Below are 19,842 nucleotides of genomic sequence, written 5' to 3' on the forward strand. Positions count from 1 at the left end.
AATTCAGTTGCCTGTATTTTACTTAGTTTGTGCTATCCTCTTCTTTGGCTTTTTCCTTTTCTTTGGTGAATTGCTTTTCATAAAAGTCAAAGATGCGTTTCCATTGATCATGGTAGTCACTTTCACCACTTGCCCAGCCAGCCCCATGACCACCCTTGAGGTAATTTACCCAAACCACCTCTTTGCCCAATCGACGCATTGCGTAATAAAGCTCGCGGGAATTTGTTCCAGGGACATTCCAATCTCCTTCTCCAGTCAGGATCAAGTGGGGAGTTTTGATTCGGTCAGCATGCAATACCGCAGTAGTTGCAAAGTATTTCAAAGGATCATCCCAAAGTGAACCTCCTATTCGATCCTGTCCAACTTCTGCTGCTGCATAGTTACGCGTTCCGATTTTAGGGCTATCGCCCAGGAAACTGATAATATTAACTTTTCCGGAAATATTGATAGCTGCTGCAAATCGATCCGTTTGAGTAATTAATAAGGATGTAGCATAGCCACCATAACTCACGCCATGGACTCCAACTTTATCATTGTCGACTTTTCCTTCATCTACCAACTTATTGATTACAGAAGTGATGCCTTTTACCCATGCTTCCCCAGGATAACCGATTTCCAAATCTACTGATGGGCGAAGTGCAAAGTAACCCTGATTGGCAATCAGGTTCATATTACGATTGTAGCCATTGTCAAAAAAGGTTTCATAAACTTCACATACCAATGGGTATTTTTTACCCGGTTCATAATCAACAGGATAATACAAAACCCCTTTTAACTCCTTGCCATCCATATCCCGGTAGCTTATTAATTCTGAATGTGTTAGATTCTTGTTGTTCATCCATGGATTCAAATCTGTCAAGGATTTCATATTGCTAAAACTAGCATCTGATGCCATTACATTTGGAGGCATATCTCCATCGGAAACACTTAGGATGTACTTGCTCCCATCTTTAGATTTCTGAACATTGGTATAGAGATTACTATTGATCAAAATATCATCCATCTGCTTTGCTTCTAGATCAAACCTTGTGAAGCCTCTCTCCCATTTTTCTTTGCTGGAATAGTTAAAAAATAGGTAGCGCTCATCTTCTGACCAATTTAAAAGGTCTAGGCTTGGAGCTATTTCTTTATCCTCAGGTAATTCATAAATCATTTCAAGTTGATCACCTGCAGCATCTGCAAGCCAATACCCTTTTTCAGAGCTTAGCAATAATTTCCCTTCACTCGGACTCCAAGTCATGATCGAAAACTTCACTTCTTTTTTCTTTTCTTCATCAGCGTATGCTTTTCCTTTGGTTAGGTTTTTTACGTCATCCTCCCCAAGTGTTTGGATGAATACATACCCAGAATCCACCCAAGCATATTTGCTTTTGTTTTCTGTCCATGTGAAATTCCGTCTTTTCTCATTTCTTGGATAAAGGATTTTTGCCGAATCTTGGTTAGCCAGATTTAAGTACGCTGTTTGATATTCTGTTCCTTTATTTCGCTCATAAGCGGTTTTTAGAGGAAAGACCTCATTGAAAATTAAATGTTGGCCATCGGCAGTTACATTGATTCCATTATAATTTGATTCGGGTAAAAGCTTGGAAGCTTTCCCATTTGAAAGATTGACTTGGTGTACTTCGGTAAGGCTATTTGTATTTCTTATTTCATCCCATTTTAAGAATGGCTTTGAACCATCATAAACTACAGTTGGACCACTTGTAGCTTCATTATAAATAGCCATCGCACTTTCTAACCAAGAGGCCTCACGGGTATGAACCAATAAGGATTTGCTATCTGGAGTCCATGTAAGTTCTGAATTAGCGATTAGAGGGTTCCCTGAAATACTTATCGCTCTAAGTTTTTTTCGTGCTACATCATATACCATGAGATGAAGCTTTTCCTCTTTTTCTTCCAAAAAAGCGATTTCGGTATTGTTTGGTGCCCAAGCAAGAGAGGTGATTTTAGCAGCACCAGCATAAGGTCTTATTTCAGAAGCATCTTCGGTGTTGATGATCACTAATTCACCTGGCAATACATTCAGGTAACTTGGATCCTGAAATCTAAAATGATCTGTGTCAAATCGTGCACTCCCATCCATGACCATTCCGGCAAGGTATTTCCCATCATCGGAAAGAGTCTGGCTGCCTAAACTCTTCACCCTGATCGCATCCTCAGTGGTAAAAGCAGTTTTTTGGGCAATGCTTGGAGATAGGACAACTATCCAAAGCAAAAGGGATAGGGATAAAAATTTAAATTTTAGCATGTTTCAATATTTGGTTGAAACAAGATAGGGCAATTTTGAAAAAATTTTAGAATCAACCTTCAATAGGTCAATCAACTTTGGATATCTCCTAATCCTCCTTTATAAGTTCACGCAACTTAGGCAGCAGGTCATTAATCACTTCAGAGACTCTAATCAAGCCATTTTCAGTTTGCCTGTAATTCAATCTTTTCCCGGCACACATGGCATTAAACTTTGTAATAAAGTCCGACGAAGATATATTTTTCCAAATTTCCTCATACAATGGCCCACTTGAAACAATGTCTATATCAGTTTTAAAAGTATATGTACTTCGGTACTCATTTACAGCAAACATGTAAATATTGAAAGCATCCTCGCTTCCCTTCTCAGTCCGACCTTGAAAACTATAAACAGCATAAATTTCCTGCAGTAATTCCTTTTCAAAAAGATTAATCTCTCCCGATTGCACCATCGTATTGTAGGCACTTTTATTAGTAAACTCGATCGTGTTCACTGTCGGACTATATTCTTTACTCGCTATTTTAATCAATGTATCCAAGTTCGCTAGAGGAGCTGTCGCCCTTCTTTCGTAATCATCCAAAATGAGTCGATCTCTTTCTATTCTTCGCTGATCTCTGACGATTTGACTACTATCTCGTTGTAGGTTTTCAATTAGTATGACCACATTATTTTTCAACTTCTTTTTATTGCCCTGGTCTACGTTCCAATTGTTGAGCTGCAAAGCAATTAAGATTCCGATGACCACCAGAATAATCTCTCCTATGGCATATTGAAAGTACTTCCCCATATTTTTTCCTTCGATAAGTTGGAGTCTAATTTTTCTGAAGAACTTAATCATTTGCTGCTTTCTGGATTTTATTACCTAACGAAGACTTGAGCTCGGATAAATTATACTGAAACTTTTCCTTCATATCCAATTATCAATTAAGTCATTTTTTGCAGAATAAAACCTTCAATAGCTACTTTTTACTCGGTTTGTATTCCAGAATCAAATGACTGAAACATGCGAATTATGCAACTTTTCTTTTTATAGGTAAAATCAATTTGGCTTTCAACTTTCGAACTTGAAAGTTATAACTCAAGAGTCCTTTTAGTCTCGATAGGAACTGATTTTTATCAGCTTTTAAAATGGTTTTACTCAAGAAAAAAAAGAATAGATATAAGTAAATTTATAATTCACTGAAATATAAGCGCTTAATACGTTGATCAATCCACTTTTGTAAGCCCTAATAAAATTGAAAACTAAAATTCAAACCGGCAAAATAATAAGTATACGTGGCAGTGTGGTGGATATTGGTTTTGAGGACTATTTGCCTTCCATCAATACCCTTTTACATACCGGAAAAGATAAAAATATATCCATCGAAGTATTAGCACAACTAGACGCTAACCGAGTCCGAGGCATAGCTTTAAAACCAACGCAAGGTTTAACAAGGGGAATGCTCGTAGAAACAGAAGGAAAACAACTGGCAGTGCCTATTGGAAAAAGTATAATGGGTCGAATGTTTGATGTTTTTGGAAATGTGATTGATCATCAAGGGAAGCTTACTGATGTGAAATGGAAAAATATCCATCAAGCTCCTCCTTCCTTAGCAGATAGATCTACAAAGTCAGAGGTTTTTCTGACTGGAATCAAAGTGATCGATGTGCTGATTCCTCTGGAGCGAGGTGGTAAAACAGGTTTATTTGGCGGTGCAGGAGTGGGCAAAACTGTCCTGCTTACCGAAATGATCCATAATATGGTGGGGCATAATAAGGGTGTGAGTATGTTTTGCGGAATTGGTGAGCGCTGCCGTGAGGGCCATGAATTGTATCAGGACATGCAGACTGCAGGCGTCTTGGAAAACATGGTGATGCTCTTCGGGCAAATGAATGAGCCGCCGGGGGCCCGTTTTCGTGTAGGTCATGCTGCCTTGACAATGGCAGAATATTTTCGTGACGAAGAACATCGAGATGTCTTGCTGCTTATCGATAATATTTTCCGATTTATTCAGGCAGGGATGGAAGTCTCTGGTTTGATGGGTCAAATGCCTTCAAGACTTGGCTATCAACCAACTTTGGGTACAGAATTGTCCCAATTGGAAGAACGAATCGCCAACACCAAATCGGGGGCGATTACTTCCATTCAGGCTGTTTATGTTCCTGCAGATGATCTAACCGACCCTGCTGCAGTGCACACTTTCTCGCATTTATCCGCTTCTATTGTCCTTTCCCGAAAGAAGGCCAGTGAAGGAATGTACCCAGCTATTGACTTGCTTGAATCTAATTCAAAAATGGCCACTCCAGGGATTATTGGAAAAAGGCATTATGAGTTAGCACAAGCAATCCGAAAAACTTTGGCTCACTATGAAGAACTGAAGGATATTATTGCAATGCTTGGTTTGGAACAATTGTCAAATGAAGACCATAGGATCGTAAATCGAGCAAGACGATTAGAGCGGTTCCTAACTCAACCATTTTTCACAACTACCAAATTCAGTGGAATAGATGGAAAAGAAGTCAGCCTCGAGGAAGCATTGGATGGATGTGAACGAATTCTTGCGGATGAGTTCAAGGACATCCCCGAAAGTGCTTTTTATATGATTGGAAGAGTTGAAGAAGCATTGATGAAAGGCAAAAAAGAAAGTGATCACGAAGTAGTCTCGGAGAAAAAATAAAATGACCATGAACCTCAAAATATTACTGCCATTTCGAGTATTCGCTGAGGTAAAAAATGTAAAACGGATCGTGATGGAAACGAGTGAAGGATCTTATGGGATTTTACCGCAGCGTCAAGATTGCGTAGCAGCCTTGGTTCCGGGAATACTAACCTATGAATCAGATAAGGTAAATTATATAGCTGTTGATGAAGGGATTATGATAAAATCGGGAACTGAGGTTTTTGTTTCTGTTCGTCAAGCAATCGGTGGCGTTGATTTGGGTAAATTACATGAACTCGTAGAAAAGGAGTTTAAGCAATTTGATGAAACAGAGAAAAATATTCGCTCAGTCATATCGAAACTGGAAACAGGCCTGATGCTGCAGCTGGAAAAATTTGGAAAAGAATAGAATGGATCCCAAAAGCACTAAAAACAGAACACCGTTCAGTCATTTGGTTGCTGATAAAGAAAGGCGAAAAATAGCTGCGCAAAAAAATAAACGGAGTGTTTGGTCTGGCTTTGGATTATTTGGAATTATAGGCTGGTCGATTGTAGTCCCCACGATGGCAGGTGCTCTCATAGGGATTTGGTTAGATAAAAATTCCCCTCAAACCTTCTCGTGGACCTTGAGCCTTTTAGTTGTCGGTCTTTTCGTTGGTTGTTTGATGGCTTGGAATTGGATTAAAAAAGAACATGGAGAGATAAATAATAAAAACGAAAACAATGAATGAGATAATTTTAATAGGATTGGCGCTATTAGCCGGAATAGGACTGGGATTTATTTTCTTTGGTGGTTTATGGTGGACTGTCAAAATCGCTACCAACTCAAGAAACCCTGCTTTATGGTTTTTAGGTAGTTTGGCTTTACGCTTAACACTGGTTTTAGCAGGGTTTTATATTATCGGAGTTGGAGACTTATTACGATTGCTAAGTTGTTTCACCGGTTTTTTTATTGCCCGGTTTCTAGTCATTCACTTGACCAAAGCATACGATATGAGGCATCAAAAAGAGGAAACTACCCATGAAGCTTAGTCCCGACGAAACTATATTTTGGGAGTATGGATTTCTCACCATCAATCTTACCCTAGTAACTACTTGGGGGATTATGCTTTTGCTGGTGATCACCTCTATTTTGATCACAAGGAGACTAAAAACAGATATACAGATTTCCAGATGGCAGTGCATGCTTGAAATTATTGTAACAGGAATTAATAGTCAAATCAAGGAAGTGGGAATAGCAAAGCCCGAGAAGTACATTGGCTTTATCGGCACCTTATTCTTGTTTATTCTGGTTTCGAATCTGCTGATTATTATTCCTTGGTATTCCCCTCCTACTGGTTCGCTATCTACCACTGGAGCATTGGCTATTTCAGTGCTTTTGGCTGTCCCCTTTTTTGGGATTAGTGAGAGTGGAGTCAAGGCTTATTTGAAGACATACTTGTCTCCCTCTTTTATCATGTTACCATTTAATATCATAGGTGAACTTTCAAGGACTATTGCACTGACTATACGCTTATTCGGAAATATCATGAGTGGCGGATTGATTGTTGCCGTTTTACTTAGCGTAGCCCCTTTTATTTTCCCGGTTATTATGACTGTACTAGGTCTATTAACAGGGACAGTACAAGCTTATATATTTAGTATTCTCGCAACAGTCTACATCGCTGCGGCAGTGAGTGAAAAAAGAAAAAAAACAACAACTAAACTAAAGGAGGTAAAAAATGGATAGTATCACAATTATCGGAATTGTCTCGATTATCATGGCTGGGCTTACAATCGCTATTGGAAGTATATTTCCAGCAATATCAGAAGGTAGAGCAGTTTCAACAGCTTTACATTCAATTGCGCAGCAGCCTGATGCTGCACCTACAATTACCCGAACTCTATTCGTGGGATTGGCGATGGTGGAGTCCACAGCGATCTATTGTTTTGTGGTTTCTATGATCCTCATTTTTGCAAATCCATTTTGGAATCATGTCACTGCACTTTAATTCGAAACGATGGAAATAAATTGGTTTACATTAGTCGCTCAAATTTTCAACTTTTTCCTTTTAGTGTGGCTACTAAAACGGTTTTTATACAAACCGATCTTAGATGCTATTGATAAAAGGGAGCGTAAAATCTTAGACCAATTGAATGATGCTGAGGCTAGCAAAGCGGAAGCTCTTAAACAGCAGGAAGAGTATAAAAAGAAAAATACAGCCTTTGATATAGAGAAAAAAGAATTGATGAATACTGCGATTTCTGAATCTAAAGAAATGCAGACTAAACTTCTGGAAAAAGCTCGAGCAGAGGCGGAAGCTTTAAAAGATCACTTAGAAAAAACTGAAAAAGAAAAACAGAATAATCGAGAAGCGACTCTATCCCACAGGATTAAGCAAGAAGTATTTGCCATTTCCAAAAAAACGCTCGCTGATCTTGCTTCAGTAAGTTTTGAAGAACAAGCAACAGCTGTTTTCATTAAGCGCTTAAAATCCTTAAAAGGTGAGGATTTAAATCAATTTATAAGTGCTTTTAAAAGTGGTAAAATCACCTTAAGAAGTGCTTTTAAGCTTTCTGATCTTCAATTGAAACAAATAGAAAAAGAAGTCAATGAATTGCTCGAAAAGAAATTAGACTTTTCGGTTGAAGTCTCTCCTGATTTGATTGGTGGAATTGAGATAAGTACCACAGATTATAAGCTTGCCTGGTCCATTTCAGGCTATCTTAAGGATTTGGAAGAAAGAGCTTTTGAAAAAGAAAATGTCAAAAAAACAGGTGTTACCTCTTCCTAAGCTATGTCTAAACAAGAAACAGATAGCAGCCTACTAAACACTTTCAAACAACTCGAAGAAAGCAGAATTGACCATGAGTTTTCATTTTCCCCTCGTGAAGTTGGAAATGTGGTGAGTGTCTCTTCAGGGATAGTAAAAGTATCTGGACTTCCGGGAGTAGGTTTTGAAGAGTTGCTGAAGTTCCCGGGTAATCTATTTGGGATTGCTTACAACATAGATGAACATGAAATCGGGGTTATTCTTTTGGGTAACGAATCCCTTCTAAACGTTGGTGATGAGGTAATACGTACCAAACGTGTCATGGACATACCCGTAGGCGACTCACTGATCGGAAGAATTGTAGACCCTCTCGGTGAGCCTTTGGATGGAAAAAAGGAATTATTTGGAACCCAACGCTATCCCATAGAACGACCTGCAACAGCAATCATGGATCGGGCAGCAGTTTCTGTTCCTTTACAAACAGGATTAAAAGTGATAGATGCATTGATTCCCATTGGTCGTGGGCAACGAGAACTGATCTTAGGAGATCGGCAGACCGGCAAATCAGCTATTGCTTTGGATACTATCATAAATCAAAAAGGCAAAAATGTAATTTGCGTTTATTGCGCCATTGGTCAACGTGCAGCATCCGTTGCAAAAGTAGTTGCTCAACTTAAGGAAAAAGATGCTTTGGAATATACAGTGATCGTAGTAACTGAAGGAAATGATCCCCCAGGACTCAAATATATTGCACCCTATGCTGCTACCAGTATTGCAGAATATTTTATGGAGCAAGGCCGTGATGCGTTGATTATTTATGATGACCTCACCCACCATGCCCGAGCCTATCGGGAGTTGTCCCTTTTGCTAAGAAGGCCACCGGGTCGTGAAGCTTTTCCAGGGGATATTTTCTACATCCATTCCAGATTATTAGAGCGGGCCACGCATTTGAGTGAGAAGCTAGGTGGTGGTTCGTTGACGGCCTTGCCTATTATAGAGACTGAGGCTCAAAATATTTCAGCATATATCCCGACCAACTTGATTTCCATTACTGATGGTCAGATTTACCTTTCTCCAAAACTATTTGAGTTGGGGGTATTACCAGCTGTCGACGTTGGAAAATCTGTCTCGCGAGTAGGTGGAAAAGCTCAGCTAAAAGGTTATCGATCCATTACTGGTAATCTTAAATTGGCATATTCTCAATTCGAGGAATTGGAAAACTATGCACGTTTTGGTACCCGGTTGGATGAAGACACTAGAAAAACCATTGAGCATGGAAAACGCATTCGTTCCTGGTTGATTCAGCAGGAATTACAACCCATGTCAGTTGCAGAGCAAATAATTGTACTGCTGGCATTAACTGGTAAGTTTTTCGATACTATTCCGATTCATAAAGTTCAGGAAGCAGAAACTCAATTACAGAGAAGCAGCATAGATCTTCCGACAGAAGTACTAGGACGGCTGAATTCAAATGAAAAACTAAGCGAAGAAGACAAGAAAATCATTTTGGAACTGATTGAAAAAGTCATTTCGCCATTTCAGGAAAAATCTGATGAAAATTCTAACTAATGGAGACTTTAGCTCATATAAGAAGAAAACTAGAAGGTGCTGAAGATCTTAAATCTGTGGTGCGAACAATGAAAGCCATGGCAGCTTCCAATATTGGCCAATATGAACAAGCTGGAAAAGCACTTAGTGATTACAATCGAACCGTAGCTTTGGGTATTATCGCATATTTCCATGACAGAAAAGAGTTGAAAAGAGCAAATAAAAAAAAGCATAGCGTAACATGCGCAATTGTTTTTGGCTCTGATCAAGGGCTCGTGGGACAATTCAATAATACCCTTGCAGACTTCGTGAAAGAAACCCTCGCCAAACTTGAAGGAGAAAAAATAATTTGGGCAATAGGTGATCGTGTAAAACAAGTCTTGCTTGATCGGGGGTTTACGCTGAGAAACTTATTCCACGTTCCAAATTCAGTGGATGGAATCACTCCTTTGGTAAGTCAATTATTATTGAAAAGTGAAGAAAGTATTCATAAAAAGGAAGTAGAACATATCTATGTTTTTCACAATCAACCTAATGCGAGTGGTATTGGATATACGCCAGTAAAGCTGCAATTGCTTCCTTTGGACGAAGATTGGAAAATCAATCTGTCCGAATTAAAATGGCCAACAAAAATACCTCCTCAAGTAGCAGGAGGAGAACAGGCTACACTACTAGCACTAATTCATGAGTTTTTATTTGTGAGCCTCTATCGCGCCAGCGCAGAATCCCTCGCAAGTGAAAACGCAAGCAGATTGTTGGCTATGCAACGGGCAGAAAAAAATATTGAAGAATTACTGGAGAATTTAAATCGTAAATATCATAGCATACGACAGTCTATGATTGATGAAGAACTTTTTGACGTAATATCAGGGTTTGAAGCACTTAAGAAAGATATCTAGTCATCTCATATTTAGGTTTTTGGACCCAAAATTATTACATTAAAAATTAGCCTTAATTTACTTTCCGCTGATACAAAGCATAGCTGTACGGTCTTTCTTCTCCAGAAGGCATACTATATGTGTAATCAAAAGCATCTAGTAATTTAAAGTCTTTACCTAAGCGCTCTTGGAACATTTTTTCTTCGTAGCGAAATACGGGTAAGCCTGAGCATTTATCTGCTCCTTTCAGATTAAACTCTGCAAAAACCACGTAACCTCCAGGTTTTACTTTTTCTTTGACAGCTTTAAAATAGGTTTCCTGATCTTTTTTCTCTGTAAAAAAATGAAGTACCGCACGATCAAACCAAAGCTGAACTTGTGGAATATTCAATAATGTTTCTGGTTGAAGAATATCCCCTACCCGATACTTGAGTTTTTCTCCAAGTCTGTTTTTTACTTCTTGAATTGCCACTTCACTGATATCGGTAACCCAAATTTCACCAAGCCCTCTTTTTAGAAGTTCATCAGGAAATCGACTAGTTCCTGATCCTACTAAAAGAAGCGTGTCATATGAATTCAATTTGCACTGATCCAAGAGTCTAAAACTTGGAGAAAAATCATTCTCAAACCAGCCCAATTGATTTTCTGGACTTTTCTGATAAGCCTTATCCCAATGACTTTTCAGCTCAGTGGAGTGATCAGAAACTACTGAACTTCCACAGCAGGATTTGTTTTTATCTTCCAGTTTACACGAAGGCGCTTCTTTCATAGAATACAAAAGTCGGCCAAGTATTTTAGGATTTAAGTGTATTAAGTCACATATAGCAATGTTTGAAGCTTAAAGTGATTTTAAACTATTTATAGACTCATCCTTCAAATAAGTCTATATTTTCAAAATCCTATATAAATAGGTTATTGCATAGGTACTGGTTAACAGACAGCATAAATATTTAATTTTACTAAGAGCAAATTAGGACCATTCTGAGAATTAAATTCTCAGAAAATAACTATTCCTAGAAATATAAAAAAAACAAATAGAAACTGCTACATTCATAAATGTTCACCCATCAGTTCAATCAAAAATTCAAGAGAAACTTCCATGTGAAGTCTATCCTCTTGGTCACTTTATTTTCCTTTTTTACTCTCATGCTTTCTATCAGTTCAGTTTCTGCTCAAGTAAAATCAGAAGCTAGCATGGAAGCATTTAGAAAAAATACCTTTCATGGAGGCCTAGGTTTTGCAGGAATCATTGTCACTGCAACCATAAATTATGAGCGAATGCTTACCCAAAATTTTGACCGAAAGATCGTAGCGACTTTTGCAAAAGTAGGATATGGCACTTATGGGGGATGGACGGATAGCGGACAGTATGCTTTTGTTCAATATGGTTTTCTCACAGGCAAAAAAGCAAATCACTTGGAAGTAAGCGCTGGTCCCCTATTTTGTATTAATGGTGGCGAATTGGGTTTGCCAGTTGCATTTGGAATAGGTTACCGGCATCAAAAACCAGGAAAGCCATTTATGTTCCGAACGGGAGTTTCATTTCCCGAGACTTTACATTTTGGAATGGGACTTTCTTTTTGATCCTGGGTAACCAATTTTGTAGCGCTACCACATTTTTTATTTATCTAAATCCTCATTTTCCCGAAAAAAGAATAAGAATCTTAAAAAATAACCCCGAGGAATTTCCCCGGGGTTAATCTAGTTCAAAAGGCAAATTGATATTGCATCACCAGCATACCTTTTCGAGGATCAGCAGTGTTTTTTTCCAGCTTCTCTCCTATTCCTGAGGCCAAAACAGGTCTGCTTTGATAGTCTAGCGAAAGTTTGGATCGATGAGCGGCCTGGAGCCAATTTACTCCTAAATCATAAACGGTAAATGGATTGGCTACTCGCTCAAAATCAGAGACAATTAATTGAGCATAGGGTTGTAAAGTACCTAACTTGCCTAACAAGTCATTTCGCATCAGATAGCCCACTTGAGTATAATACACCTGACCTGTACCGATAAGCGGGAAACTATTTCCAGCCCCATTAAAAGATCCTTGTCCTTGAGTGACCCCATTAGCTGGATTCATTGCACCACCATTTCTAAGGTAATTTGGTCCAAAATCATAATCAATATAGGCTGCGTAAGCGGTTATTGCAGATCCTTTTTCCTTGTCCAACGGTGAATCAAGAAACACATCCAAACCAAACTGTTTGCTTGGAGCAAGGATTTTTTCACCTTGAGCAGTAGCACGATACTCCACTGCATTTGCTTGAGAAGCAAAACCCGACCCTATGTTCAGCACCTTCTTTTTACCCAAGTAAGTTCCAACCATGTAAGGGAATTGGTTACTTTCCTTTTCCCAAAATTGCCACATGAAATATCCTTGATATTGAACCGATGGAGCTTGGGCGCTGTAGTAAGCTTGATTAGTCACTCCATCCGGCAAGGTTGGCACTGGACTCAACGCGGTCTGTATGGGAAATGGATTAGAGGCTGAAAGTCTGTAATCAAAACCTCCTAATTGACCTTTTGCATACACCCCAAGTTTTCTTACAAACTGATCTGAAAGATCATTGGTGGACTCCTCAATGAATGGTAGATCCAACCCCAAAATGGTCCCAACTGATGATGAAGAATAGCGAACAGTTCCATTCACTCCATGAAGTCCAGCGCCCAAAGAAAATTTCTTGGGAATGATTGCATATTCTGCCGTCACATCATGAAGAAACATCCCAGGTTTCCTACCTGAAAGCGACCCAAAGCTATTAATTCCGAACTGAGTGTAGATGAAAATCTGATCCGTCAACTGACCAAAAGCCTGATAACGTACTCGTCTCAATCCAACATCAAAGCCATCTGTTTTTGGAGTTCCGAAAATGGTAGATCCCGGATTAAATTCCGTGTATCGAACCCAAATTTGCCCTAATCCCGTCCCTCGGATGTAATGGGTTTTCTCATCGTTGAGAAAGATTTTGAGCTCCTTGTCTTGGGCTTTTGCAATAGGTGCCAGAAAACCTAGCAACAGCAATAGCATTCCCAATAAATTATATTTTATGAGTTGATTCATTTTGATTTTTTTGTACGTAAGGAAACCCGAAAAGCCCTTTTTGTGATTCCAGAGTGACTTTTCCGGATTGCTTACAAATACTATTGAATAGTTTTTTTCAACTTTCTTGCAGCCAATTCATGATCAGAGGCAGGAACGTGATTTTCCAGTCCTATAATATGCACTGAGCCCCCATTTCCTTCATAGTCATGCTGGAAGTGATGTAAATTCTCCATCACAGAGTGATCGACTAGCTTTGTGTTTTTCAAATCAATAGTAACATCAAAACCAGCTGGGATTTCTTCCAATTTTCTCTTAATGCCGAGATAGTTTGAGAAAATTGCTGCTTTATCTATCTCTACCAAATATTTATTTCCGTTGAAAGAAACCAAGGTTGGTGCTTTGAAGAAGGAACTGATTGGAGTACCGTTCACAACGTGCAAAATCACCTTCAACAAAATACCTGCTGCTATACCTACCAGAAGGTCTTCAAAAAGAGTGAAGAAAATAGTCACTAAGAAAATAGCCAATTGCTCCCGACCGATTTTCAAAGTATTTACAAACTCTTTAGGATGAGCTAATTTAATTCCCACTGTGATCAACATTGCAGCAAGAGCCGCATTTGGAATCATTTCGATTACCGGTGTAGCCACCAAGACAAAGATTAGCATGAATAATCCATGGAAGAAGTTTGCCCATCTGGTTTTTGCACCGCTGTTGACGTTTGCAGAACTACGAGCCACTTCAGAAATCATGGGAAGTCCTCCTAAAAATGCTGCTAATGTATTACCGGCACCTACTGCAATAAGATCACGGTTATTGTCTGATTTACGCTTGTAGGGATCTACCATATCAATCGCTTTCACCGTCAGCAAAGATTCCAATGAACCTACCAAGGCAAACATGATTATGTATTTAATGAAAATTCCAGTCATAGCCAACCCGCCAAAATCAACATTGTACTTTACGTTCTCCACAAAATTCCCAATATGTAGCAAGGCATATGTTGGTTCGGTATGTTGAAAATCCATCAACAATTCGGCAGGAATAGCAATTAACAATACTACCAATGGAGCTGGAATTTTTTTGATTATAGGATTTTTGATAAATGGCCAACCCATCATGATGGCCAAAGAGGCTACCCCAATTAAAGTCGCTCTCGGATCCATATTTGAAAAGAATTTCGGAATAGCTCCGATCATACTAAAGATGCTGAGGCCTTTATACAAGTCAGGATTTACATCCAATAATACTGGAATTTGCTTGGCAATGATGATGATACCAATCGCAGCAAGCATTCCGTGAATAGCTGATAAGGGAAAGATATCTGCCAGTTTTCCAAGTTTGAATACTCCAAAAAGGACCTGAACTATCCCGGCTACTACCATAGCACCCAAGGCAAAACGCCAGCCTATTTCTCCGCCGCCAAACTCATTTACCGCGCCAGCTACTACTACGATCAGTCCTGCTGCCGGACCTTTAATTGTTAATTTAGAACCAGCAATCATACTGACTACCACACCACCAATAATGGCAGTAAGCAGACCCATGATTGGAGGAAACTCTGAGGCTTTTGCAATACCTAAACTGAGAGGCATCGCCAACAAGAACACCACAAAACCTGAAATGGCATCTGCAGTGAAGTTTTCTTTTAATCCTGCCCATCCATCTTTAGGAAGGGAAAGCTTGGTTGATTTTTCCATAATATATGTTTGGGCTTTCTGCCCGATATTTTTTGAATAATTATTTGATAGCCTTAGTGGCTAGATCTTTTGAATTGAATAGTTGCTTTTTTTTGAGTGCTAACTCTTCTGAACTCAAGGCAGAAATCTCCTGGTCAATTTGACTGCCCATAAAGAGTCTTGCTAAAATCCTGATAGTCACAATTCCCTCCATCACAAAGGTGAGTGCGGCTATGGCGGCTAGTAAGATTTGATCCTCGTGAATATGTGAGAACAGTAAATCCTCACCCAAGAAAGTTGGAGAAAGTGGGAAGCCCATCAAACCCAAAGCACTGACTAGAAAGAGGAAAGCAACAATTGGATACTTTGCTACATATCCTTTGTAATGGTGTAATCCATGCTGTCCGGTTTGGCGCTTGAGCCAATCGATGATCAACAAACCTGAAACTCCAAAGAAAATCACCCCACTGAGGTAGATGGCAACTTGAGGCCAAGCAAAGAGCTCGTTCTCTGCGATCGCCAAGACCATCCAAAAGTGATTCAAGATTAATAAGATCCAACTTAGTCTTGCCGAGTTTCTCTCTGAAAAGGCTTTTAAAACCATTAATAGAGCAATAAACCCGAAAATCGTAGGGAGATAAATTCGGATGTTTTCAGGAATTTTAATCTCTGCTACCAACAAACTCAAACCAAGAATATAGCTTGGGATAAAGTAATATAAAACTGACTTATAGCTTAAGAAATCCAATCTATGACCTAGATTTTTCAAAGGTCTGAATACGATTCGATTGATCAGTTTATCCAGATTCCACTCCTTCAGACTCCAGATATAGAAGGATAGGATCAATCGGGATGTAAAGCCTGACTTTATGTTTTTCTTCTGCGGATTGAAACCATAGAATTGCTCACGAATCAAGTAGCTGACAATAGAAGGTGAAACCAACAATTGATAGGTTCTTAGGAAAGCATTTCCAGCGAAGTGAATCATTGCCAAGGTTTCCAATCCTGCTGCCACTTCTATAAACATGATTCCTATCTGAGTCAAAGAAGAATAGCCAATCTGAGTTTTCACAGATGTTTGTACTCTCGCGATCATTGTGGATAGAATAGCCGTAGTCAAACCAATCAAGGCGATAATGATTCTTACGGTTATTTGATCTTCCCAGAACGGGAAGGTTCGTAATAGAAGGAAAACTCCTAAATGAACTGACAAAGAACCGTAGAAAATCGCCGATGAAGGTGTTGGACCTTCCATAGCTCTTGGAAGCCATGAGGAAAATGGAAACTGAGCTGATTTAGCTGCAGCAGCCAAAAGAAGCATCAGGGATATAAATAAACCTAAGCCAGCATGACCTGCCAAATGCTCGTGCACTAGTTCAGAATTTTCTAGATTGATGAAAGTCACATTCCCGTGCCAAAGGTGATGACTTGCCCACATCGCCAAGATCATCCCGACGTCACCTATACGATAAATAGAGAAGACTCTAACCGCATTTCGAGTTGGTAGGTAATTATTTCGATAAAACGCCACAAGAAGGAAAGAAGAAATTCCTAACACTTCCCATCCAATAAACAGTGTTTCAAAATTGCCTGCTAAAACAGTAATGGTGAATCCTAAGTAAAAGAAGAGGATAGTATTGAAGAATCGCTTATAACCTGGCTCACGATGGAGGTAATATCGACTGTAAAATGTGATCAAAAATGTCAATAATGATCCTACAACAATGTAAACTGCTCCAATACGATCGAAAAAGAAATCGATCAAAAACTCAAAATTAGGATTTTTGTAGAGTACGTACTCTTCCAAATTCAGGGTCTGAAATCCGTTAATTCCCCAGAAAATCAAGAAGATAAATATACTTACCAAGTTTAATCCTGCAGTATAGAATGCAACCTTTGAAAGTAGGTTTTCCTTCTTTTCAGGAACTAATAAACTGACTATAAAACCGATGAGAGGTATCCCAATCATCAGTTGGATCCATGCTGATAACTCCATTAAATTGAATCGATTAAGTAAACTGGAAGATTTCCTGCTTTATCCTTTACATTATCCTGTAAATGCTCGATATGCTCGATTTTACTTACAGGGATATATTGGACAAACTCACCGTCTTTATATTGGAAAAACTTTTTGGTTCTCGGCTCGATCACCACAAAGTGAACCCAATAATTTTTTATCCATTCATAAGTCCCAGGGTTTGCTTCAAACACCCTCATCACTACTTCTGGATCATGCTCTACGATCAACATCAATCGAATTGGATCGTGAATCTCTACCATTTGATAAGGCAAACCGGTTTGCAAATCACCATCTGCTCCATTTGCCACACCAATTAGCCCCATGACATTGTGAGGTAGCTTGGTTCCTGCACCCAGTTTGGCATTATCCATTCTGGAGAAATAATATTCAAGATTAATCCCTCCGCAAACAGGAGCCGCAGCACCAAGAATTTTTGTCAGCGCCATTCCATCAGGATCCTTACGATAATCGTAGGAATTAAGAAATGCACGACGATCAAGAAAGAGTCCCTTAATTGTAGATTTTCGCGAAACAATACAAAGGCTATTTGTGGCGTGATTGTATTCAGGTCTTGGTTCGAAAAGCGAAAAAGCTCGCTTTTTAACCGATTCATGAATTGAGATCGAAGATTTTGCCTTGGATTGGGTTGCGAATCTTCTGGAACGTTCTACAGAATTCACATCCAATGCCTTATTGAATTTCTTCACATTTTCAAGATGTGCTTTCGCATTTTCTGGATTCAAAACATCAAGATCATAAAATTCGATTTCATCCTTAGTGGTATCGTGAAGTGCTCCGACAAATTGAGTGTTTGATTCGATCTCAATTCCACGTTCGGCTAAAATCGCCCTTACTCTCGCATCATTTGCCATATGTGCAGCTACTCTTGCATTGACGGAACCTGGCCTACCACAACATGCACCACAATCGTAACCTGCATAATGTGTATTATTTATGCTTGAAGCTCCATGACCAACGAGGTAGATTAAAGGAGAAAAACGATCCATTAATCCAATACTTCGTAGCATGCCCTCAACACGATCAGCCATTTCTTCCAATTTGAACCCGATCTGTAAATCCCCTTCAAATTCTCCCTGATGCTCTATACTCAAAGTTCCTTTAGGATCCATATGCTTGAAAGAAGATACTTCCAAAGCAGATGAAGAAGGACTGAAGATGTTTTTTACCAAATTGACCGCTGACCAAAAGCCAACTGTCTGGGCACTAATCCATCCTCTGACTAAGGAATGGTTGTATTGATTGAAATGGACATCTTTTTGAAGTTTCTTATGATCCGCTGTCTCTTTAATGAGATATTTTGGAGTCATCGGAGCTGGGCAAACTTTAGTATGAAATTTCCCAAACTCTGGTTGAAAATAGAACTCCACATTAAAGAAACCTGGAGTCCCATATGTAGCGCAATTCGGATCTATAAATTCCAAATATCGACGAGTAGAACATTCTCGATCATCTATGCAAAACAAAGCCTGAAAACTCGGAAGATTCGGAGATTGGAAAGCTGGCTTCACATGCATGATACCAGCTAATACTTCATCATAATAACTCCACTCAAATGCTTCCTGGAAGCATTGAAGAATTAAATCTTGCTCTCCAAAGGGATTGTTCTCGAATAGTTCTGAGGTATGGTGCGGAAATCGAACTCCAATTGGAATCCAGTTTTCTCCAAATTTCTGGTCCAAGGCATCAATTTCAAGCAAGCATTCGAAGATGACTAAATCCTCAAATTTGATTGATTTTCGATCCAAAAGAGACTCAGGTTGATCTTCTAAGACTGAGATCATTCCAGACCAACCTGGATGAGCAAATTGCTGATCAAATAAGTACCAGCCATACGCTTCAGGTTTTCCTACCAGGATTACCAGAAGTGATTCCAATCTTAAATTCGGATCTTCAATCAATCTTTTTACTCGATCACTTTTAAACAGTGAGGAGTAACTTTGCGCATGAATCTCTCGAATTGATTCCAAAAACCCATTTGCCTCAAGCGGAAAAGCCCAAAGTGAAATACCTTGGTCCAAATAGGCCGACAGAAGCCTGAAAAGGAATGGATGGATAACTTTATCCAAATTGATATGGTAATCTACTTTCCAGTGAGCTCGAAACGAACCAACTTTTGAGTAAGGATTCTCGACTTCAGGAGATTCAAGAATTTTCACAGCCCAGTGAACTGCTTCCTCTTGGCCAAAGTGGTTGCTCAGGATTTTCTGTAAGATTTCGCTTTTAATTTTCCCCTCTTTATAGAGAGATTTATATTCATCGATTGATAAATATCCTGTATAGCCAAATTGTACATTGGCTTGTTTTAATGCCTGATGGAATGGAAGGTGTTGAAAAGCATGCAAGGTGTTGTGATGGACAAAGTCCTTCAACGGCGCTTGACTAGGTAGATAATGCCTTAATTCATGCATGATCTCATCTAATCCATAAGCATGGGAATGCTTTGAATGATTCATAGTTAGAAAGCTGGTAAATGTGAGTAAATGGCTTCCTTAAAATAGGAAGCTGTTATTCAATTCAAAAAGATTGAAAAGAATGGCAATTGCCTAAAAATCAAGCAGGAAAGGATTTCCAGTTATGAAAAAGATCGTAAAGATGTAATCCTTCCATCTTCGGTTTTGAAGTATAGAAGGTATTCTCCCAGTTTGAGTAATTCTTTGTAGAGACACCTTGAGTTGCTGTCTCTACAAAATAAAGTAAGGGAAGATTCTCTGACTCTGTTTTCTCTTCTTCTTCTTGACTTTCGATGAGAAGTACCTCAAACTCCGAATCTTCAAGAAGTAAAGGGTGAAGCTTAGAGTCAGTGATTTCAATGGAAATCTTCGCTTCATCTGAATTTGAAGCAAGGCCTAGCGTATCGCCCATCTCAATTCCAAATAGGAAAAGAGACCTAAAGACAAATAATAATACGCTTAAGATTAAAGTCATATGTTTCAAAAACATCGAAATGTAGTTATTTTTTGAAAAATTTAATAAATATTTAAAAGATTTATACAATCCATAATTTTTACTTATATT

18 protein-coding genes are annotated in these 19,842 nt (G+C 39.0%); 10 read left to right on the forward strand and 8 right to left on the reverse strand.

The genetic code is table 11. The annotated features are described in order from the left end of the window. Positions 1 to 22: 22 nt before the first annotated feature. On the reverse strand, positions 23 to 2,248 hold the full coding sequence (locus BVC88_RS14375; protein WP_075351386.1) for an alpha/beta hydrolase family protein: 2,226 nt from the start codon (positions 2,246 to 2,248) through the stop codon (positions 23 to 25). Between the two features lie 88 nt (positions 2,249 to 2,336). Then, the gene (locus tag BVC88_RS14380) at positions 2,337 to 3,086 is read right to left on the reverse strand and encodes a DUF6090 family protein (RefSeq protein WP_075351387.1); all 750 of its coding nucleotides are present in this window, start codon (positions 3,084 to 3,086) and stop codon (positions 2,337 to 2,339) included. A 397-nt stretch (positions 3,087 to 3,483) separates the two neighbouring features. Between BVC88_RS14380 and atpD the strand changes: the two genes are divergently transcribed. Genes atpD through BVC88_RS14425 form a run of 9 tightly spaced genes read left to right on the forward strand, consistent with a single transcriptional unit; the run spans position 3,484 to position 10,087 of the window. After that, complete coding sequence (gene atpD, locus BVC88_RS14385; protein ID WP_083639108.1) at positions 3,484 to 4,905, forward strand: F0F1 ATP synthase subunit beta; 1,422 nt, start codon at positions 3,484 to 3,486, stop codon at positions 4,903 to 4,905. 7 nt (positions 4,906 to 4,912) lie between these two features. Beyond that, entirely contained in the window at positions 4,913 to 5,296 is a 384-nt protein-coding gene (locus tag BVC88_RS14390; protein ID WP_075351447.1) for a F0F1 ATP synthase subunit epsilon, read from the forward strand. Position 5,297: 1 nt separating this feature from the next. Beyond that, on the forward strand, positions 5,298 to 5,618 hold the full coding sequence (locus BVC88_RS14395) for an AtpZ/AtpI family protein (RefSeq protein WP_075351389.1): 321 nt from the start codon (positions 5,298 to 5,300) through the stop codon (positions 5,616 to 5,618). After that, on the forward strand, positions 5,611 to 5,919 hold the full coding sequence (locus BVC88_RS14400) for an ATP synthase subunit I (RefSeq protein WP_075351390.1): 309 nt from the start codon (positions 5,611 to 5,613) through the stop codon (positions 5,917 to 5,919). The genes BVC88_RS14395 and BVC88_RS14400 overlap by 8 nt, the downstream gene beginning before the upstream one ends. Next, complete coding sequence (locus BVC88_RS14405; protein WP_075351391.1) at positions 5,909 to 6,616, forward strand: F0F1 ATP synthase subunit A; 708 nt, start codon at positions 5,909 to 5,911, stop codon at positions 6,614 to 6,616. Before BVC88_RS14400 ends, BVC88_RS14405 begins: the two co-directional genes overlap by 11 nt. Then, positions 6,609 to 6,878, forward strand: a complete 270-nt coding sequence (locus BVC88_RS14410) for a F0F1 ATP synthase subunit C (RefSeq protein WP_075351392.1) — start codon at positions 6,609 to 6,611, stop codon at positions 6,876 to 6,878. The genes BVC88_RS14405 and BVC88_RS14410 overlap by 8 nt, the downstream gene beginning before the upstream one ends. 9 nt (positions 6,879 to 6,887) lie before the next feature. After that, positions 6,888 to 7,661 (forward strand): F0F1 ATP synthase subunit delta, encoded by a 774-nt coding sequence (locus BVC88_RS14415; RefSeq protein WP_075351393.1) that lies wholly within the window; start codon positions 6,888 to 6,890, stop codon positions 7,659 to 7,661. Positions 7,662 to 7,664: 3 nt separating this feature from the next. Then, the gene (locus BVC88_RS14420) at positions 7,665 to 9,209 is read left to right on the forward strand and encodes an alternate F1F0 ATPase, F1 subunit alpha (RefSeq protein ID WP_075351394.1); all 1,545 of its coding nucleotides are present in this window, start codon (positions 7,665 to 7,667) and stop codon (positions 9,207 to 9,209) included. After that, positions 9,209 to 10,087: a F0F1 ATP synthase subunit gamma gene (locus BVC88_RS14425; protein ID WP_075351395.1), complete on the forward strand. Its 879-nt coding sequence runs from the start codon at positions 9,209 to 9,211 to the stop codon at positions 10,085 to 10,087. Before BVC88_RS14420 ends, BVC88_RS14425 begins: the two co-directional genes overlap by 1 nt. A 52-nt stretch (positions 10,088 to 10,139) precedes the next feature. Here BVC88_RS14425 and BVC88_RS14430 read toward each other — a convergent pair whose 3' ends face one another. Next, entirely contained in the window at positions 10,140 to 10,835 is a 696-nt protein-coding gene (locus BVC88_RS14430; protein ID WP_083639109.1) for a class I SAM-dependent methyltransferase, read from the reverse strand. 287 nt (positions 10,836 to 11,122) lie between these two features. Here BVC88_RS14430 and BVC88_RS14435 point away from each other — a divergent pair, with 287 nt between their 5' ends. Continuing rightward, positions 11,123 to 11,650: a hypothetical protein gene (locus BVC88_RS14435; RefSeq protein WP_075351396.1), complete on the forward strand. Its 528-nt coding sequence runs from the start codon at positions 11,123 to 11,125 to the stop codon at positions 11,648 to 11,650. A gap of 122 nt (positions 11,651 to 11,772) precedes the next feature. On the opposite strand, the gene BVC88_RS14440 is transcribed toward BVC88_RS14435, so the two are convergent. The 5 genes from BVC88_RS14440 to BVC88_RS14460 form a co-directional block, all read right to left on the reverse strand. Further along, positions 11,773 to 13,125, reverse strand: a complete 1,353-nt coding sequence (locus BVC88_RS14440; RefSeq protein WP_075351397.1) for a hypothetical protein — start codon at positions 13,123 to 13,125, stop codon at positions 11,773 to 11,775. Between the two features lie 80 nt (positions 13,126 to 13,205). Continuing rightward, the gene (locus BVC88_RS14445) at positions 13,206 to 14,807 is read right to left on the reverse strand and encodes a SulP family inorganic anion transporter (RefSeq protein ID WP_075351398.1); all 1,602 of its coding nucleotides are present in this window, start codon (positions 14,805 to 14,807) and stop codon (positions 13,206 to 13,208) included. 40 nt (positions 14,808 to 14,847) lie between these two features. Next, on the reverse strand, positions 14,848 to 16,782 hold the full coding sequence (locus BVC88_RS14450) for a proton-conducting transporter transmembrane domain-containing protein (RefSeq protein ID WP_075351399.1): 1,935 nt from the start codon (positions 16,780 to 16,782) through the stop codon (positions 14,848 to 14,850). Further along, positions 16,782 to 19,280, reverse strand: coding sequence for a YbcC family protein (locus BVC88_RS14455; protein WP_075351400.1), 2,499 nt, complete (start codon positions 19,278 to 19,280; stop codon positions 16,782 to 16,784). Before BVC88_RS14455 ends, BVC88_RS14450 begins: the two co-directional genes overlap by 1 nt. 97 nt (positions 19,281 to 19,377) lie before the next feature. Next, positions 19,378 to 19,752, reverse strand: coding sequence for a hypothetical protein (locus BVC88_RS14460; protein ID WP_139316579.1), 375 nt, complete (start codon positions 19,750 to 19,752; stop codon positions 19,378 to 19,380). Positions 19,753 to 19,842: the final 90 nt, after the last annotated feature.

It is taken from the genome of Algoriphagus marinus (assembly GCF_001936475.1).
GTDB classification, from domain to species: domain Bacteria; phylum Bacteroidota; class Bacteroidia; order Cytophagales; family Cyclobacteriaceae; genus Algoriphagus; species Algoriphagus marinus.

Excerpts from the sequence above, each read along its gene's own strand:
- BVC88_RS14375 (WP_075351386.1), bottom strand. The coding sequence starts at position 2,248 with ATGCTAAAATTTAAATTTTTATCCCTATCCCTTTTGCTTTGGATAGTT.
- BVC88_RS14380 (WP_075351387.1), bottom strand. The coding sequence starts at position 3,086 with ATGATTAAGTTCTTCAGAAAAATTAGACTCCAACTTATCGAAGGAAAA.
- BVC88_RS14390 (WP_075351447.1), top strand. The coding sequence starts at position 4,913 with ATGAACCTCAAAATATTACTGCCATTTCGAGTATTCGCTGAGGTAAAA.
- BVC88_RS14395 (WP_075351389.1), top strand. The coding sequence starts at position 5,298 with ATGGATCCCAAAAGCACTAAAAACAGAACACCGTTCAGTCATTTGGTT.
- BVC88_RS14400 (WP_075351390.1), top strand. The coding sequence starts at position 5,611 with ATGAATGAGATAATTTTAATAGGATTGGCGCTATTAGCCGGAATAGGA.
- BVC88_RS14405 (WP_075351391.1), top strand. The coding sequence starts at position 5,909 with ATGAAGCTTAGTCCCGACGAAACTATATTTTGGGAGTATGGATTTCTC.
- BVC88_RS14410 (WP_075351392.1), top strand. The coding sequence starts at position 6,609 with ATGGATAGTATCACAATTATCGGAATTGTCTCGATTATCATGGCTGGG.
- BVC88_RS14415 (WP_075351393.1), top strand. The coding sequence starts at position 6,888 with ATGGAAATAAATTGGTTTACATTAGTCGCTCAAATTTTCAACTTTTTC.
- BVC88_RS14420 (WP_075351394.1), top strand. The coding sequence starts at position 7,665 with ATGTCTAAACAAGAAACAGATAGCAGCCTACTAAACACTTTCAAACAA.
- BVC88_RS14425 (WP_075351395.1), top strand. The coding sequence starts at position 9,209 with ATGGAGACTTTAGCTCATATAAGAAGAAAACTAGAAGGTGCTGAAGAT.
- BVC88_RS14430 (WP_083639109.1), bottom strand. The coding sequence starts at position 10,835 with ATGAAAGAAGCGCCTTCGTGTAAACTGGAAGATAAAAACAAATCCTGC.
- BVC88_RS14435 (WP_075351396.1), top strand. The coding sequence starts at position 11,123 with ATGTTCACCCATCAGTTCAATCAAAAATTCAAGAGAAACTTCCATGTG.
- BVC88_RS14440 (WP_075351397.1), bottom strand. The coding sequence starts at position 13,125 with ATGAATCAACTCATAAAATATAATTTATTGGGAATGCTATTGCTGTTG.
- BVC88_RS14445 (WP_075351398.1), bottom strand. The coding sequence starts at position 14,807 with ATGGAAAAATCAACCAAGCTTTCCCTTCCTAAAGATGGATGGGCAGGA.
- BVC88_RS14450 (WP_075351399.1), bottom strand. The coding sequence starts at position 16,782 with ATGGAGTTATCAGCATGGATCCAACTGATGATTGGGATACCTCTCATC.
- BVC88_RS14455 (WP_075351400.1), bottom strand. The coding sequence starts at position 19,280 with ATGAATCATTCAAAGCATTCCCATGCTTATGGATTAGATGAGATCATG.
- BVC88_RS14460 (WP_139316579.1), bottom strand. The coding sequence starts at position 19,752 with ATGACTTTAATCTTAAGCGTATTATTATTTGTCTTTAGGTCTCTTTTC.